Here is a 15,425-nt window from a genome sequence, read left to right on the forward strand (position 1 = left end):
CGCCCCGGCTCCGACGCCGGCGGCCGGTGGACCTCCGGGGCGCCGGCTCGCCGGGTCCCGGCCGACGCCGGCGCGCCCCGGAGGGTCAGGCCCGCCGGCCCGGCGCCAGGCCGGCCATCAGCGAGACCTCGGCCGTACGCGACCGCTCGACGCGCCCGGCGAAGTCGCGTACGCGTGGGTCGGCGCCGACCGTCTGGTGCGCCCGGGCCAGGTCGGCCGCCGCGTCCTGGTGCGGGGCGAGCAGGTCGAGCAGGACGCGGTCGACCTCGCCGTCCGGGGCGGCCCGCAGGCGTGCCATGTCCTCGGCGGCGGTCCCGTGGTGCCCGTGGTCGTGCCGGCGGGCGGCCTCCGCGGCGGCCGGTCCGGCGTCCGTCAGCCAGCCGCGCATGGTGGCGAGTTCGTCGGTCTCGGTGACCTCGATGGCGGCGACGAGGGTGCGCAGCTTCGGGTCGGTCACCCGGTCGCGGCTGAGCCGCACCAGCTCCAGCGTCTGCTCGGTGTGTGCCGCCAGCGTGGCCAGGAAGACCACGTCCAGGCCGTTCATCGCGGCCCCGCTGGTCGCGGCCGGCCCCGGCGGCACGGGGGCGGGCGACGCCGGGGTGGTCTGCGCGGCGCAGCCGGGGACGATCAGCAGGGCGGCGAGCAGGGCGACCGTGGGCAGCCGTCGCATGGCGTACTCCGATCCGGGGAGGGGTGACGGGTGCGGCGGACGCCGGGAGGCGGGCCGCACCCGTCCGGTCAGACCTGCGACCAGAGCGCCGGCACGTGCGGCGGCTCCCAGCCGGGGATCGCCGTGTGCGCCTGCCGGCAGCGGTACGTCAGCCCGCCGTAGGTGACCTGGTCGCCGACCTGGTAGGCCCGGCCCGCCGTCCAGCTGCCGCCCGGGGCGGGCGGGGTGGTCGGGGCGGCGGTGGGGGTCGGGGTCGGCGACGGGGCCGGCCGCGTCGGGCTCGGGGTGGGCGACGGGTTGCCACCCCCGCCGACCTGGAGGTCCACGCAGGAGTAGAACGCGTTGGCGGTGTCCGCGATGTTCCACACGGCGAGGACCTTCTGCCGTCCCGAATAGCCGCCCAGGTCGACCGTGTGCGAGACGGTGGCGCCGGGCTGCTGCCCGCCGCCGTTGAAGACGGCCACCCGGGTGCCGCCGATGAAGTACTCCCAGTTGCTGGTGGCGTGCCGGGCGGTGTTGGTCCAGGTGAAGGTGACGGAGCTGCCGACGGAGGTGGCGGGCCAGCCCCGGCTGTCGTCGTTCAGGACGGCGAACTGGGCGATCCCCGCGTGGCAGCTGCGCAGCCCCTTCGGCCCCTCGACGCTCTGCGGCTCGTACTTGATCTGCCCACAGTCGGGGACCCGGCCCTGGGCGCAGAGCGCCTGGCGGCTCGGCGGGCCGGAGACGTAGCCGTGGGCCTGGGCGGGCGCCGCGACGGCGAGTGCGGAGACGACGGCGCCCGTCGCCACGAGCGGGATCGTGATTCTTCGGCGCATGGTGGCAGCTCCTTCGGACTTCGGCCTGGTGAGGTGCCCTTCAACATAAATTAAAGCTTGTTAACAGTAAAGACTCCTGTCGATAAAAACATCGAGCGATCTGAGTACGCAGGGTGACCGTCAGAGCAGCAGCAGGCTGCCCCGCTCGTCCACCCGGTCGGCGGACTCGTCGTCCAGCCAGACGCCGCCGGTGGCGAGATAGCGGAAGCGGTACTCCCCCGGGCCGAGTCGCACGGTGACCGTCCGGGTGCCGTCGCGGCGCGGGACGAGTTCGTGCCGCCCCGGCTCCCAGCCGTTGAAGGAGCCGACCACGCTGACCGCGCCGGGCGGGGTGTCGCGGGGCAGGCTGAAGGTGACCCGTACCTGGTTGCCGAAGAGCTTGTTCCGCTTGATCATGTCGTGTTCCTCCGGGGTCGTGCGCGGTCACCGGGTACAACGCCCGACACGCCGGGGGCGACACGCCGCCACCCCGGAGTGACCCGGGCCGTTCCGCCCGCCCGGCACGGTTCGGCTGCCGCACGCTCGGGGAAACCGTGTCGGCGTTCGGGGGGTTCTGTCGTGGCGACGTGCGAGGTCTGCGGTAACGACTACTGGATGGCGTTCGAGGTGCGGACCGTCAGCGGCGAAGTGCACACCTTCGACTGCTTCGAGTGCGCCGCGCACAAGCTGGCGCCGATCTGCGAGCACTGCGAGGTCAAGATCGTCGGGCACGGGGTGGAGGTGTCCGGCCGCTTCTTCTGCTGCGCGCACTGCGCCCGCGCGGAGGAGGGCACCCGGGGCGCCGAGATCCGCGACGCGGTCGGCGCCCGCCCCGCCTGAGGCCGGCCACCGGACCGGACGCCCGGCGGGGCGAGGATCGGCGGGCCGACGGGCGCGGCCTACCATCGCGGGGTGCCGCAGATCCCCGTGACGAGGACCGCCTCGTTCGCCGACCTCGACGCCCGCACCTTCCATGACCTGCTCCGGCTCCGCATCGACGTGTTCGTGGTGGAGCAGGCGTGCCCGTACCCGGAACTCGACGGGCGCGACGTCGAGCCCGGCACCCGGCACCTCTGGCTCGACGACGGCGGCGCGCCCCTGGCGTACCTGCGGATCCTCGCCGACCCGGGCGGCGTGGCGCGGATCGGTCGGGTGGTGGTGGCGCCGAAGGCGCGCGGCGGCGGGCACGCGGGCCGGCTGATGGCCGCGGCGCTGGAGCTGGTCGGCGACCGCCCCTGCGTGCTGGAGGCCCAGTCCCACCTGGTCGGCCTCTACGCCCGCCACGGCTTCGCCGTCGCCGGTCCGGAGTACGTCGAGGACGGCATCCCGCACACCCCGATGCGCCGGGAAGGCATTGACGAGAGCCGATAAACGTGGCAGCCTCCGGGCAGAGCCGTCGCGGAAGCCACGCAGCGCGCACGGGAGGGGCAACTCCCGGGCCGTCCGGGCGTCGTCGTCCGACCTCTCCCCCCGGGGGCTCCATGTCCACTCAACTTCGATCTTCCCGCCTGGCATGGCTGCTCGCCGTCGCGGCGACCGCCGTGCTGCTGCTGACCACGGCCCTGGCCAACCCCGTGTCGGCGCACGGCTCCGTGGTGGACCCGGCGTCACGCAACTACGGCTGCTGGCAGCGCTGGGGCAGCGACTTCCAGAATCCCCGGATGGCCACCGAGGACCCGATGTGCTGGCAGGCCTGGCAGGCCAACCCCAACGCCATGTGGAACTGGAACGGCCTGTTCCGCGAGGGCGTCGCCGGCAACCACCAGGCCGCCATCCCGAACGGCCAGCTCTGCTCGGGTGGCCGGACCGAGGGCGGTCGCTACAACGCCCTCGACACGGTCGGCGCCTGGAAGACCGCCCCGGTCTCCAGCAACTTCCGGGTCCGCCTGTACGACCAGGCCAGTCACGGCGCGGACTACATCCGGGTGTACGTGACGAAGCAGGGGTTCGACGCGCTCACCGAGCCGTTGGGCTGGGACGACCTGGAACTGGTCGGCCAGATCGGCAACACCCCGGCGTCGGGGTGGAAGCCGGAGCCCACCGGCGTGTCCATCGAGATCCCGGCGAACGCGCCGGGGCGGACCGGGCGGCACGTCGTCTACACCATCTGGCAGGCCAGCCACCTGGACCAGTCGTACTACCTGTGCAGCGACGTCGACTTCTCCGGCGGGCCGACCAACCCGCCGCCGACGACGCCGCCGCCGACCACTCCCCCGCCCACGACCCCGCCGCCCCCGACGACCCCGCCGCCGACGACGCCGCCGGCCGGGGCCTGCACGGCCGCCTACCGGGTCACCGGGCAGTGGGGTGGAGGCTTCCAGGGTGAGGTGACGGTGACCGCTGGCGGCGGGGCCGTCAAGGGCTGGTCCGTGACCTGGACCTACGTCGACGGCCAGCAGGTCACATCGATGTGGAACGCGACCCTGACCACCAGCGGAACGCGGGTCGTCGCCCGCAACGCGGCCCACAACGGGGCGCTGGCCCCCGGGGCGAGCACCACGTTCGGCTTCCTCGGCTCGTGGTCCGGCACCAACAGCACGCCGACGCTCACCTGCACGACCGTCGTCTGATCCGCACCGGAACCCCGGCCGGGGTCGCGTCCCACTCCCTCCGGGGCGCGCCCCCGGCCGGCCCGCGCCTCGGCACCGTCACGTCGCTGTCGAGCTGCCCCACCGGTGGGACCACCACCGGGCGGGCGGCCGGGCGTCAGACGAGGCAGTTGACGATGTCGGCGACCGAGCGGCGACGACCGGTGTAGAACGGGATCTCCTCCCGTACGTGCCGGCGGGCGCCCGAGGCCCGCAGGTCGCGCATCAGGTCGACGATGCGGTGCAGCTCGTCGGCCTCGAACGCGAGCATCCACTCGTAGTCGCCGAGCGCGAACGAGGCGACCGTGTTGGCCCGCACGTCCGGGTAGCCGCGGGCCATCTTGCCGTGCTCGGCGAGCAGCTCGCGCCGCTCGGCGTCCGGCAGCAGGTACCACTCGTAGGAGCGGACGAACGGGTAGACGCAGACGTACGGGCGGGCCTCCTCGCCGGCCAGGAACGCCGGGATGTGGCTCTTGTTGAACTCCGCCGGCCGGTGCAGCGCCATCTGCGACCAGACCGGGGTGAGCGCCCGGCCCAGCGTGGTGCGGCGGAACCGCAGGTACGCGTCCTGGAGGTCGTCGCTGGAGGCGGAGTGCCACCAGATCATCAGGTCGGCGTCGGCGCGCAGCCCCGAGACGTCGTACGTGCCGCGGACGACCACGTCCTTGCCGGCCAGCTCCGCGAAGAGCGCCTCGACCTCGCCGGTGACGTTCTCGCGCAGCGACGGCAGCGGGCTGGTGGCCCGGTACACCGACCACATCGTGTAGCGGATGCTGTCGTTGAGCTCCCGCAGCCGGGCCGCGTTGGTCTGCTCGGTCATGTCCCCGATCCTCCCAGTGCTGTGATGATCTCCTCGGCCGCCGTCTCGCCGGAGCGGACGCAAACCGGGATGCCGACCCCGTCGTACCCGGCGCCGGCCAGGACCAGCGTCGGATGACTCGCCCGCAGGGCCGCCCGCGCGGCGGACACCCGGTCGGCGTGACCTGGGGTGTACTGCGGCAGTGACCCGCCCCAGCGCTGCACGTGGCCGGCGACCGGTGCGGGCAGCGGCACGCCGAGCACCGCCGACAGTTCCCGGTGCACGGTGGCGGCCAGGTCCTCGTCGGTGCGCTGCACCTGCCGTTCCTCGCCGTAGCGGCCCACGGAGGCGCGGACCAGCGCCAGCCCGTCGGTCCGGCCCAGGTGACCCCACTTGGTGGTGAAGAAGGTCGACGCCTTGATCAGCAGCCCCTCGGTGCTCGGCACCAGGAAGCCGGACAGCTCCGGCAGCTCCGGCTCGGGCAGCGCCAGGGTGACCAGCGCGACGCTGGCGTAGTCCAGCCCGCCGACGCCCTCGGCCGCCTGCGGGGCAGGGCCGGCGAGCAGCCGGGCCGCCGGGCGGGCCGGCACGGCCAGCACCACGGCGTCGACGTCGACCGACTCCGGATCCCGGGTGGGGCCGACGGTCAGCCGCCATCCGGCACCGGCCGGGGTCAGCTCCCGCACCGCCGCGCTGCGCCGGATCGTCGCCCCGCTGGCCGCCGCCGCGGCCTCGACCAGTGTGCTGAGCCCGCCGGCCAGGGTGCCGAAGACCGGCGCCCCCGGCGCGCGGGGGGCCGCGGCCTGCGCGGCGCGCACCGCGCCCACCAGGGTGTGCTCCACCCGGGCGGCCCGGGCCAGCGCGGGCATGGTGGTGGTCAGGGAGAGGTCGTCGGCCCGGCCGGCGTAGACGCCACCGAGCATCGGGTCGACCAGCCGGTCGACCACCTCGTCGCCGAAGCGGGCCCGGACCAGCGCGCCGACGGAGACGTCGTCGTCCGCGCCGAGCAGCGGACGGCCGGCGTCGACGTCGGCGTCCGCCGCCGGCCGCGCGACCGTGGCCACCCGCTCCAGGTCCCCGGGTACGCCGACCAGCGTGCCGCCGGGGATCGGGCGCAGCCCCCCGTCGACGACGAGCGCGGCCTGCCCGACGGTGGGGTGCACGATCCGCTCGCCCAGGCCGAGCCGGCGGACCAGGGCCACGGCGGCGGACTCACCCCCGGCCGGGTCGCGCATCAGGAACGACTCGGCGCCGAACTCCACCGCCGAGCCGGCCAGCTCCCCGGTGCGCAGCTTGCCGCCGAGCACGCCGGACTGCTCGTACACGGTGATCTCGGTGCCGGCGGGGGCGCGGTCGCGCAACCGGACCGCGGCGGCCAGCCCGGCGATCCCGCCGCCGACCACCGCCACCCGCCACGGCGCCCGCATGCCGCTCAGCCCCGGTCGGCCGGCTGGGCGGACAGCTCGTGCACCAGGGCCACCACCCGGGTCAGCACGTCGGGGTCGGTCTCCGGCAGCACGCCGTGCCCCAGGTTGAACACGTGCCCGGGCGCGGCTCGGCCCTGCTCCAGGATCCGCCGCACCTCGCCCTCGATCACCGGCCACGGCGCGAACAGCACGCACGGGTCGAGGTTGCCCTGCACCGCCCGGTCCGGCCCGATCCGCCGGGTCGCCGCGTCCAGCGGCGTACGCCAGTCGACGCCGACCACGTCGGCGCCGGCCTCGCCCATCGCGCCGAGCAGCTCGCCGGTGCCCACCCCGAAGTGGATCCGGGGCACGCCCGCGTCGGCCAGCCCGGCCAGCACGCCCGCCGAGTGCGGCAGCACGAAGCGGCGGTAGTCGGCCTCCGACAGCGCCCCGGCCCACGAGTCGAAGAGCTGCACCGCGGACACCCCGGCGGCCACCTGGACCCGCAGGAACGCGAGCGTCACCTCGGCCAGCCGGCCGCAGAGCGCGTGCCACAGCTCCGGCTGGCCGTACATCATCGCCTTGGTCTTCGCGTGGGTCCGCGACGGGCCACCCTCGACCAGGTAGCTGGCCAGGGTGAACGGCGCGCCGGCGAAGCCGATCAGCGGGGTGTCGCCCAGCTCGGCGACGAGCATCCGGACCGCCTCGTCCACATAGGAGACGTCGTCGCGGGTGATCGGCCGGATGCGTTCCACGTCGGTCAGGGTGCGTACGGGCTCGGCGACCACCGGGCCGGTGCCGGGCACGATGTCCAGGTCCACCCCGGCGGCGGCGACCGGCACCACGATGTCGCTGAACAGGATCGCGGCGTCCACCCCGTGCCGGCGTACCGGCTGGAGGGTGATCTCGGTGACCAGGTCGGGGCGGCGGCAGGACTCCAGCATCGCCACGTTGGCCCGGATCGCGCGGTACTCCGGCAGCGACCGGCCGGCCTGGCGCATGAACCAGACGGGGGTGTGCGGGCCGGGCTGACGCCGGCAGGCCCGGACGAAGGGCGAGTCGGCCGGTCCGCCGCGGCGGGGGTCTTCGTCTCGGGCGTCGGCGCCCGTCGTCGTGGTGGTCATCGCGGCCATCGTGCCACGCGGGACGCGGGCGGCAGCGGGCAGCGCCGCCTTTTGTGACCCGGTCGGCCCGGCGGGAGGCGGGCGCCCGCGGAGCGTCGTCCGGGGCCGTGGCACGGCCGCCGCGTGGCCGGCATCGGCGCGCCTCTCGGGCGGCCGGCCGGCCGGCGGCATAGGCTGCCGGCATGGCCCCCCCGATCGCGCTCCCGGAGACCTTCGCCCGCGCGGTCACCGGGCTGCGGTCCGCGGCGCCCCGGTCGGAGATCGTGCTGGAGGAGGTCGGCGCGCCGCAGCGACTCGCCCCGTACGCCTTCGCGCTCTCCGCCACCGTCCTGCGCGACGGCGAGGAGGTGGCCTCCGGGCGGCTGATCCTGCTGCACGACCCGGCCGGCCACGAGGCGTGGCAGGGCACCCTGCGGCTGGTCACCTACGTGACGGCGGAGCTGGAGGTCGACCTGGCCGCCGACCCGCTGCTGCCGGGGGTGGGCTGGACGTGGCTGACCGACGCGCTGGAGGCGCAGGACGCGGAGCACCGGGCGATCGGCGGCACGATCACCCAGACCATGTCGACCCGGTTCGGTGACCTGGCCGGGCCGCCCGCCGCCGCCGACATCGAGATCCGCGCCTCCTGGACGCCGGTCGACGACGACCTCGCCCCGCACCTGCTGGCCTGGTGCGCGCTGCTGGCCTCGACCGCCGGGCTTCCCCCGCCCGGGGTGACCGCGCTGCCGGAGCGTCGCCCCGCCGGCGCGGCCTGACCCCGCGACGGGTCACCTCACAGGTACTTCTCGGCCTCGTTGCAGACCTTGTCCATGCCCTGGATGGCCTTGTCGTAGGCCGCCTTGTTGCCGTTCGCCGCCGCGGCGAGCGCGGTGGTGAGCTTGTCGAGGCAGCTGGCGATGACCTTCTTCTGCCGGGCCTGCTCGTCCCGGTCGTTGCGGGTGCCGGTGAGGTCCTGCTCGGTGTCGCCGAGCTTGTCCCGGACCGCCTGGAGGTCGGTCTTGAGCTTCTCGATCTCCTTGCCGTTCGCCGCGATGGTGCCGTCGCGCTGGCTGACCTCGCTGGCCATCTTCTTCTCGGTCCGGTCCAGCTCGTTGGTGGTCGAGACGAACAGGCCGGTCATCACCCCGCCCAGGACGAAGAGCAGCCCGGCCACGACGGCCAGGATCAGCACCTTGTGGCTCTTGCCGGGGCCGCCCGGCGCGGGGGCGCCGAAGGGCGGGGCGGAGCCGGGCGGGGCGGACAACGGCTGCCCGTACGCCGGCCCGGAGGCCGGGGGCACGGACATCGGCTGCCCGAAGGCCGGCCCGGAGGCCGGGGGCACGGACATCGGCTGCCCGAAGGCCGGCCCGCCGGAGACCTGGCCGGCGTGCGGCGACGCGCTGCCGGGGGTGTAGCCGGGCGACGCGCTGCCCGGGGTGTAGCCGGGCGACGCCGGCGGGGCGGACTGGGGGTAGCCGCCGGACGGGGCCGGGTTGTACTGCTGCGGCGCCGGGGAGTACTGCTGGCCGGCGTCCGGCTGTTCGGGCGTGTACGGGCGCGGGCTGCCGTAGGTGGTGCCGTGCGGGGCGCCGCCCGACGGCGGCTGACCGGGCGCGGCCGGCGGGTACGGCGGGTAGCCCTCCGGCCCGGTCGGTGGCTGGGACATGTCGTTCTTCCTCCACGTGTACTGGTCCGCGCGGCATGCTCCGCCGGGCCGAGGGGGGTTGGGCGCTGACGGGGTCAGCAGATCTTGAAACCGTCGCAGGCGACCTTGATCGGTACGGCGAGCCCGATCCCCTCGGCGTTGCGGGCCTTGGCGGTGGCGATGCCGACGACCTGCTTGCTGCCGTTGATGACCGGGCCGCCCGAGTTGCCGGGGTTGATCGGGGCGTCGAACTGGATGACCGGGCCCTCGCCACCGCCGGCCTCGCGGAAGGCGCTCACCACGCCGGTGGTGACGCTGTCCTCCAGGCCGAGCGGCGCGCCGACGACCACGATCTGCTGCCCGGACTTCACGGCGGCGGGCGCGGCGACCAGGCCGGTGAACTTGCCGTTGGTCCGCAGGTGGGCGACGTCGTTGGCCTCGTCGACACGGACGATGGTCGCCGGGAAGCGCTGGTCGGTGCGCTCCAGGAAGACCTCCCGCTCACCGGTCTGCCAGAGCGCGTCCACGACGTGGTAGTTGGTGAACAGGTTGGTGCCCCCGCCCGCGGCCGGCTTGCCGATCGCGAACGCGGTGCCGGTGGAGCTGCCGGCCCGGACCCGGAACACGCTGGGCAGCACGGCGCTGGCCACGGCCTCCGGGTTGAACGCGGCGCCGGCCTGCTTTTCCAGCGCCCCCGCCCGGGACTCCAGGCCGTCGAGCCGGGTGCCGTCGGCCGCCTGCGCCGCCGCCATCCTGCTGTCGGTGTCGCCCAGCCGGTTCGAGAGCCGGTTGATCTGGTACGCCTGCACGCCCGTCACAACGGCCAGCAGGCCGGCGAGCACGAGCGCGGTGATGGTGAGCCCGCGCCCCTTCGTCGCCGGGGCGGGCCCGGCGGGGTACGGCTGGCCCGGGCCGGCGCCCTGCGGGTGGCCGTGGGCGGACGGCTGGCCGGGGACGCCCGGCGGCGTCGAGCCGGACGCGGGGGGCCAGCCGGGCCCAGGGGTGGCACCGGGCGGCGGCGTCGACGGGCCCGGGGCGGTGGACGGCGCGCCGCCGCGCCCCCAGCCACCGGCGGCGGGCGCGGCGGCCGGGGCCGGGGCCTTGGCGGGGGCCGCGCCCCACTGGCCCGGCTGCGCCGGCGGCGACCAGGCGGGCCGGGGGGACGGGGCGGGCGCGGGCTGCCCGGGGGCGCCCGGCGGGAGGTACGCGGAGCCGGCCGGCTCGATCCGGGGCGGCAGTGGCCCGGGACGGGCCGTCCCCGGCGGGAACCCGCCGTCGCCCGGTCCCGCCGGGCCCCTGTCCGCCGACCCGTAGCCAGCAGTCATGATCGCCTTGCCCTCCCCGTAGACGCCCCGCTCCGTTCACGGGACCCTGATGATGCCGTACCCGCGCAACGGCCCGATGGACCGTACCTGCGTCAACGGGCTTTGTCTTCCCCTATGTCCGGCCTCCGGAAGGACATCCGGCGGTCGCCCGGCGACACACACCGGACCGGCTTCACCCACCGCGTCGCGTCGCGCACTAGGGTTGTCAGGTGACCGACGAACCACCCCTGCGCCGTCGGCCCGCCGAAAGCCGTACGGGAAACGATGCGCACCACCCGCCGTCGGCCCGACCGGAGCCGGAGGCCGCGGGGACCGAACCGACCGCCGACGGGCCCGTTCCGCTGACCGCCCCGCGCGAGGGCACACCCCAGCCGGCGGCCACGCCCGGCGAGCTGGCCGACGTCGTGGCCCGCTTCGCCGCAGGCACCGGCCCCGTCGCCCTCGACGCCGAGCGCGCCTCGGGCTACCGCTACAGCCAGCGGGCCTACCTCGTGCAGCTGCGCCGGGCCGGTTCCGGCACAGCGCTGATCGACCCGCTGCCGCTGCCCGACCTGAGCGCCCTCGACACGGTGATCGGCGAGGCCGAGTGGGTGCTGCACGCCGCCAGCCAGGACCTGCCCTGCCTGGCCGAGCTGGGCCTGCGCCCGCGCCGGCTGTTCGACACCGAACTGGCCGCCCGGCTGGCCGGATTCGAGCGGGTCGGCCTGGCCGCGCTGACCGAGCAGGTACTCGGCTACAGCCTGGAGAAGCACCACTCGGCGGCCGACTGGTCGAGTCGCCCGCTGCCGGAGTCCTGGCTGACCTACGCCGCGCTCGACGTGGAGATGCTGGTCGACCTGCGCGACGCGCTCGACGAGGAGCTGACCCGGCAGGGCAAGTCCGCGTGGGCGGCGGAGGAGTTCGCCGCGCTGGTCCGCACCGGTGCCCGGCCGCCGAAGGCGCGTGCCGAGCCGTGGCGCCGCACCTCCGGCATCCACCGGGTGCGCGGGGCGCGGGCCCAGGCCCGCGTCCGTTCCCTCTGGTACGCGCGGGACCAGATCGCCGCCCGGCGGGACGCCGCACCGGGGCGGGTGCTGCCGGACTCGGCCATCGTCGCGGCGGCGGAGCTGGACCCGAAGGACGAGAAGACCCTGCTCACCCTGCCCGGCTTCGGTGGCCGCTCGGTGCGCCGGCTGGCCCGCACCTGGCTGGCCGCGCTCGACGACGCGCGGCAGCTGCCCGAGGACGCGCTGCCGGTCGCCCCGACGGTCGAGGGTCCCCCGCCGCCGCACCGCTGGGCGGAACGGGATCCGGTGGCGGCGGCCCGGCTGGCCCGCTGCCGGGAGGTGGTGGTCCGCATCGCCGGCGCGCACCAGCTGCCGCCGGAGAACCTGATCGCCCCCGACTCGATCCGCCGGCTGGCCTGGGTCCCTCCCGAGGAGGTCACGGAGGCGGCCGTCGCGGAGACCCTCCGGGGCTTCAACGCCCGCGAGTGGCAGATCACCCTGCTCCTGCCCGACCTCACGGAGGCCCTCACCGATCCAGCCCTCGCCCCCTGACCCGGCGGTGTGGGGTGGGCCACACGGGAGCGGGTGCCAGCGATGGTTACTGGCGAGTAGCATCCGGAGGAACACGCCCGTGCCGGCGACCTTCGTCCGGCCCGTAGTGCCGCCTGCCGGCGCCGAGGCCGGGTCAGGTCGAAGAGGAGGCTCAAGTGCCCCGTGAAGTTCGGGATGTCGTCTTCGTCGACGGCGTCCGTACCCCGTTCGGCAAGGCGGGTGGCATGTACGCCAACACCCGCGCCGACGACCTGGTGATCCGCTGCATCCGCGAGCTGCTGCGTCGTAACCCGCAGCTGCCGCCGGAGCGGGTCGAGGAGGTCGCCATCGCCGCCACCACCCAGATCGGCGACCAGGGCCTGACCATCGGCCGGACCGCCGCCCTGCTGGCGGGCCTGCCCAAGACCGTCCCCGGCTTCGCGATCGACCGGATGTGCGCCGGCGCCATGACCGCGGTGACCACCGTCGCCAGCGGCATCGCCATGGGCGCCTACGACGTCGCCATCGCCGGCGGCGTCGAGCACATGGGCCGCCACCCGATGGGCGAGGGCGTCGACCCCAACCCGCGGATCGTCGCCGAGAAGCTGGTCGACCCGTCCGCGCTGGTCATGGGCGCGACCGCGGAGAACCTGCACGACCGGGTCCCGCACATCACCAAGGAGCGCACCGACGCGTTCGCGCTCGCGTCGCAGCAGAAGACCGCCAAGGCGTACGCCAACGGCAAGCTCCAGGACGACCTGGTGTCCGTGGCGGTCCGCGACGAGGAGAACGCCTGGGGCCTGGCCACGGTCGACGAGGCCCCCCGGGACACCTCGCTGGAGAAGCTCGCCACCCTGAAGACCCCGTTCCGCCCGCACGGCAAGGTCACCGCGGGCAACGCGGCCGGCCTGAACGACGGCGCCACCGCCAGCCTGCTCGCCTCCGAGGACGTCGCCCGCGAGCTGGGCCTGCCGGTAGCCATGCGGCTGGTGTCGTTCGGCTTCGTCGGCGTCGAGCCCGAGGTGATGGGCGTCGGCCCGATCCCGTCGACCGAGAAGGCGCTGCGCCTCGCCGGCCTGACCATCGACGACATCGGCCTGTTCGAGCTGAACGAGGCGTTCGCCGTGCAGGTGCTCGCCTTCCTCGACCACTTCGGCATCGCCGACGACGACCCGCGGGTCAACCCGTGGGGCGGCGCGATCGCCATCGGTCACCCGCTCGCCTCCTCGGGCGTCCGGCTGATGACCCAGCTGGCCCGGCAGTTCGCCGAGCACCCCGAGGTCCGCTACGGCGTCACCGCCATGTGCATCGGCATCGGCATGGGCGGCACGGTCATCTGGGAGAACCCGCACTGGGAGGGAGACAAGTGAGCGCGCTCGCCGCACCGAACGAGGTCGTCACCAGGGCGCTGCTGCGCCAGGTGAACGTACCGGGGCTGGACCGGCCGGCCGCCCTGATCACCCTGGACAACGGCTTCGACCACACCAAGCCCAACAGCTTCGGCCCGGGCGGCCTGACCAGCCTGGACGAGGCGATCACCGCCGCGCTGGCGGCCGAGCCGGCCTTCGTCGCGGTCACCGGCAAGCCGTACGTCTTCTGCGTGGGCGCGGACATCACCAGCCTCCCGCAGCTCGCCGACCGCGAGCAGGCGCTGGAGATCGGGCGGCTCGGCCACCGGGTCTTCGCCCGGCTCAAGGACAGCGAGGTCCCGACCTTCGCCTTCGTCAACGGCGCGGCGATGGGCGGCGGCCTGGAGCTGGCGCTGCACTGCCACTACCGGACGCTCTCCGGCGGCGCGGCGGCGCTGGCGCTGCCCGAGGTCTTCCTCGGCCTGGTCCCCGGCTGGGGCGGCACCCAGCTGCTGCCGAACCTGATCGGCATCCCGGCGGCGACCCAGGTGATCATCCAGAACCCGCTCATGCAGAACAAGATGCTCAAGCCGAAGCAGGCCGCCGAGATGGGCATCGCGGACGTGCTGCTGGAGCCGGCGGACTTCCTGGAGCGGTCCCTGGAGTGGGCCGCCGGCGTCGTCCGGGGCGAGGTCACCGTGACCCGGCCCGAGGTCGACAGGGACATGTGGGCGGGCGTGCTCTACTTCGCCCGGCAGACCCTCGACCAGCGGTTGCACGGCGCGGTCCCGGCCGCGTACAAGGCGCTGGACCTGCTGGAGACCGCCAAGGACGCCGACTTCGCCACCGGCACCGCCGCCGAGGACGAGGCCCTCGCCGACCTGGTCTTCTCCGAGGAGCTGCGCAGCGGCCTCTACGCGTTCGACCTGGCGCAGCGGCGGGCCAAGCGGCCGGCCGGCGCGCCGGACAAGGGGCTGGCCCGCCCGGTCACCAAGGTGGGCATCGTCGGCGCCGGCCTGATGGCCAGCCAGCTCGCCCTGCTCTTCGCCCGCCGCCTCCAGGTGCCGGTCGTCATGACCGACCTGGACCAGGCCCGGGTGGACAAGGGCGTCGGCTACGTGCACACCCAGATCGAGAAGGCCGTCAGCAAGGGCCGGATGGACAAGGGCACGGCCGCCAAGCTGTACGGCCTGGTCAGCGGCTCGGTCGACAAGGGCGTCTTCGCCGACGCCGATTTCGTCATCGAGGCCGTCTTCGAGGACCTGGCCGTCAAGAAGCAGGTCTGGGCCGAGCTGGAGAAGATCGTCAAGCCGGAGGCGGTGCTGGCGACCAACACCTCCAGCCTGTCGATCACGGCGATGGCCGAGGAGCTGGAGCACCCCGAACGGGTGGTCGGCTTCCACTTCTTCAACCCCGTCGCGGTGCTGCCGCTGCTGGAGATCGTCCGGGGCGAGCGGACGGACGACGCCACGCTCGCCACCGCGTTCGCCGTCGGCAAGCAGCTGAAGAAGTCCTCCGTGCTGGTCTCCGACGCCCCGGCGTTCGTGGTCAACCGGCTGCTCACCCGCTTCCTCGGCACCGTCTTCGCCGCCGTCGACGCGGGCACCCCGCTGGACGTGGCGAACAGCGCGCTGGACCCGCTGGGCCTGCCGATGCGCCCGCTGGCCCTGCTCCAGCTCGTCGGGCCGGCCGTCGCGTACCACGTGGGCGGCACCCTGCACGCCGCGTTCCCGGACCGCTTCGGCGTCAGCGAGAACCTCAAGCGGATCGCCGACTCCGGTCAGCCGATCGTCGTCGACGACCAGGTCAACGACGAGGTGGCCAAGCTGCTCGTGGTCGGCGACCAGCCGCTCACCGCCGAGCAGGTGCGCCAGAACGCGCTCGACGCGCTGGCGCAGGAGATCCGGCTCATGCTCGACGAGGGCGTCGTCGCCGAGGCGCAGGACATCGACCTGTGCATGATCCTCGGCGCCGGTTGGCCGTTCCACCTGGGCGGCATCACGCCGTACCTGGACCGGACCGGCACCTCGGAGCGGGTCACCGGCCGGCGGTTCCTGCCGCACGGGGTGGCCAGCCTGCCCGCCTGATCCACACCGCCCCCCGCGTTCGCGGTGGTTGCCCCGTCCAGCTTGGATGGAGGTGGCCACCGCGTTCGTCGTTGCGGCCGATACGGTCGGGGTCGGGACAGCGGTACCGTGCCGTGGCTGGCTACGATCACCCGTTCGCACC

General features: G+C 74.7%; 15 protein-coding genes. 7 read left to right on the forward strand and 8 right to left on the reverse strand.

Going from position 1 to position 15,425, the window contains the following annotated elements; all coding sequences use genetic code 11:
- Nucleotides 1-85: 85 nt before the first annotated feature.
- The 3 genes from ACLQ22_RS07015 to ACLQ22_RS07025 form a co-directional block, all read right to left on the reverse strand.
- Nucleotides 86-670 carry a DUF305 domain-containing protein gene (locus tag ACLQ22_RS07015; RefSeq protein WP_425691540.1) on the reverse strand — a complete coding sequence of 195 codons (585 nt, stop codon included), beginning with the start codon at nucleotides 668-670 and terminating at the stop codon, nucleotides 86-88.
- Between the two features lie 68 nt (nucleotides 671-738).
- Nucleotides 739-1,485, reverse strand: a complete 747-nt coding sequence (locus ACLQ22_RS07020; protein ID WP_425691541.1) for a lytic polysaccharide monooxygenase — start codon at nucleotides 1,483-1,485, stop codon at nucleotides 739-741.
- Nucleotides 1,486-1,605: 120 nt separating this feature from the next.
- Complete coding sequence (locus ACLQ22_RS07025) at nucleotides 1,606-1,881, reverse strand: isoamylase early set domain-containing protein (RefSeq protein WP_366638651.1); 276 nt, start codon at nucleotides 1,879-1,881, stop codon at nucleotides 1,606-1,608.
- Nucleotides 1,882-2,043: 162 nt separating this feature from the next.
- On the opposite strand from ACLQ22_RS07025, the gene ACLQ22_RS07030 reads away from it, so the two are divergent.
- The 3 genes from ACLQ22_RS07030 (at nucleotide 2,044) to ACLQ22_RS07040 (ending at nucleotide 4,034) form a co-directional block, all read left to right on the forward strand.
- Complete coding sequence (locus ACLQ22_RS07030) at nucleotides 2,044-2,304, forward strand: Prokaryotic metallothionein (protein WP_425691542.1); 261 nt, start codon at nucleotides 2,044-2,046, stop codon at nucleotides 2,302-2,304.
- Between the two features lie 81 nt (nucleotides 2,305-2,385).
- Entirely contained in the window at nucleotides 2,386-2,835 is a 450-nt protein-coding gene (locus tag ACLQ22_RS07035) for a GNAT family N-acetyltransferase (protein ID WP_425691786.1), read from the forward strand.
- Between the two features lie 110 nt (nucleotides 2,836-2,945).
- The gene (locus ACLQ22_RS07040; protein WP_425691543.1) at nucleotides 2,946-4,034 is read left to right on the forward strand and encodes a lytic polysaccharide monooxygenase auxiliary activity family 9 protein; all 1,089 of its coding nucleotides are present in this window, start codon (nucleotides 2,946-2,948) and stop codon (nucleotides 4,032-4,034) included.
- A 136-nt stretch (nucleotides 4,035-4,170) separates the two neighbouring features.
- Here ACLQ22_RS07040 and hemQ read toward each other — a convergent pair whose 3' ends face one another.
- Genes hemQ through hemE form a run of 3 tightly spaced genes read right to left on the reverse strand, consistent with a single transcriptional unit; the run spans nucleotide 4,171 to nucleotide 7,381 of the window.
- Complete coding sequence (gene hemQ, locus ACLQ22_RS07045; RefSeq protein ID WP_425691544.1) at nucleotides 4,171-4,872, reverse strand: hydrogen peroxide-dependent heme synthase; 702 nt, start codon at nucleotides 4,870-4,872, stop codon at nucleotides 4,171-4,173.
- A complete protein-coding gene (gene hemG / locus ACLQ22_RS07050) occupies nucleotides 4,869-6,278 on the reverse strand; it encodes a protoporphyrinogen oxidase (RefSeq protein WP_425691545.1) in 1,410 nt (469 codons plus the stop codon). Before hemG ends, hemQ begins: the two co-directional genes overlap by 4 nt.
- Before the next feature lie 5 nt (nucleotides 6,279-6,283).
- A complete protein-coding gene (gene hemE, locus ACLQ22_RS07055) occupies nucleotides 6,284-7,381 on the reverse strand; it encodes a uroporphyrinogen decarboxylase (RefSeq protein WP_425691546.1) in 1,098 nt (365 codons plus the stop codon).
- A gap of 182 nt (nucleotides 7,382-7,563) precedes the next feature.
- On the opposite strand from hemE, the gene ACLQ22_RS07060 reads away from it, so the two are divergent.
- Nucleotides 7,564-8,136 (forward strand): DUF3000 domain-containing protein, encoded by a 573-nt coding sequence (locus tag ACLQ22_RS07060; RefSeq protein ID WP_334605751.1) that lies wholly within the window; start codon nucleotides 7,564-7,566, stop codon nucleotides 8,134-8,136.
- 17 nt (nucleotides 8,137-8,153) lie between these two features.
- Here ACLQ22_RS07060 and ACLQ22_RS07065 read toward each other — a convergent pair whose 3' ends face one another.
- Complete coding sequence (locus ACLQ22_RS07065; RefSeq protein ID WP_425691547.1) at nucleotides 8,154-9,026, reverse strand: hypothetical protein; 873 nt, start codon at nucleotides 9,024-9,026, stop codon at nucleotides 8,154-8,156.
- Nucleotides 9,027-9,100: 74 nt separating this feature from the next.
- A complete protein-coding gene (locus tag ACLQ22_RS07070) occupies nucleotides 9,101-10,330 on the reverse strand; it encodes a S1C family serine protease (RefSeq protein ID WP_425691548.1) in 1,230 nt (409 codons plus the stop codon).
- Nucleotides 10,331-10,539: 209 nt separating this feature from the next.
- Between ACLQ22_RS07070 and ACLQ22_RS07075 the strand changes: the two genes are divergently transcribed.
- The 3 genes from ACLQ22_RS07075 (at nucleotide 10,540) to ACLQ22_RS07085 (ending at nucleotide 15,283) form a co-directional block, all read left to right on the forward strand.
- On the forward strand, nucleotides 10,540-11,868 hold the full coding sequence (locus tag ACLQ22_RS07075) for a ribonuclease D (RefSeq protein WP_425691549.1): 1,329 nt from the start codon (nucleotides 10,540-10,542) through the stop codon (nucleotides 11,866-11,868).
- Between the two features lie 155 nt (nucleotides 11,869-12,023).
- Nucleotides 12,024-13,217 (forward strand): thiolase family protein, encoded by a 1,194-nt coding sequence (locus tag ACLQ22_RS07080; protein WP_416605325.1) that lies wholly within the window; start codon nucleotides 12,024-12,026, stop codon nucleotides 13,215-13,217.
- Nucleotides 13,214-15,283 (forward strand): 3-hydroxyacyl-CoA dehydrogenase NAD-binding domain-containing protein, encoded by a 2,070-nt coding sequence (locus tag ACLQ22_RS07085; RefSeq protein ID WP_425691550.1) that lies wholly within the window; start codon nucleotides 13,214-13,216, stop codon nucleotides 15,281-15,283. The genes ACLQ22_RS07080 and ACLQ22_RS07085 overlap by 4 nt, the downstream gene beginning before the upstream one ends.
- The last annotated feature ends 142 nt before the right edge of the window (nucleotides 15,284-15,425 follow it).

Source organism: Micromonospora sp. DT178 (genome assembly GCF_049841695.1).
In the GTDB taxonomy this organism is placed as follows: Bacteria; Actinomycetota; Actinomycetes; order Mycobacteriales; family Micromonosporaceae; genus Micromonospora.

Excerpts from the sequence above, each read along its gene's own strand:
- ACLQ22_RS07015 (WP_425691540.1), bottom strand. The coding sequence starts at position 670 with ATGCGACGGCTGCCCACGGTCGCCCTGCTCGCCGCCCTGCTGATCGTC.
- ACLQ22_RS07020 (WP_425691541.1), bottom strand. The coding sequence starts at position 1,485 with ATGCGCCGAAGAATCACGATCCCGCTCGTGGCGACGGGCGCCGTCGTC.
- ACLQ22_RS07025 (WP_366638651.1), bottom strand. The coding sequence starts at position 1,881 with ATGATCAAGCGGAACAAGCTCTTCGGCAACCAGGTACGGGTCACCTTC.
- ACLQ22_RS07040 (WP_425691543.1), top strand. The coding sequence starts at position 2,946 with ATGTCCACTCAACTTCGATCTTCCCGCCTGGCATGGCTGCTCGCCGTC.
- hemQ (WP_425691544.1), bottom strand. The coding sequence starts at position 4,872 with ATGACCGAGCAGACCAACGCGGCCCGGCTGCGGGAGCTCAACGACAGC.
- hemG (WP_425691545.1), bottom strand. The coding sequence starts at position 6,278 with ATGCGGGCGCCGTGGCGGGTGGCGGTGGTCGGCGGCGGGATCGCCGGG.
- hemE (WP_425691546.1), bottom strand. The coding sequence starts at position 7,381 with ATGACCACCACGACGACGGGCGCCGACGCCCGAGACGAAGACCCCCGC.
- ACLQ22_RS07060 (WP_334605751.1), top strand. The coding sequence starts at position 7,564 with ATGGCCCCCCCGATCGCGCTCCCGGAGACCTTCGCCCGCGCGGTCACC.
- ACLQ22_RS07065 (WP_425691547.1), bottom strand. The coding sequence starts at position 9,026 with ATGTCCCAGCCACCGACCGGGCCGGAGGGCTACCCGCCGTACCCGCCG.
- ACLQ22_RS07070 (WP_425691548.1), bottom strand. The coding sequence starts at position 10,330 with ATGACTGCTGGCTACGGGTCGGCGGACAGGGGCCCGGCGGGACCGGGC.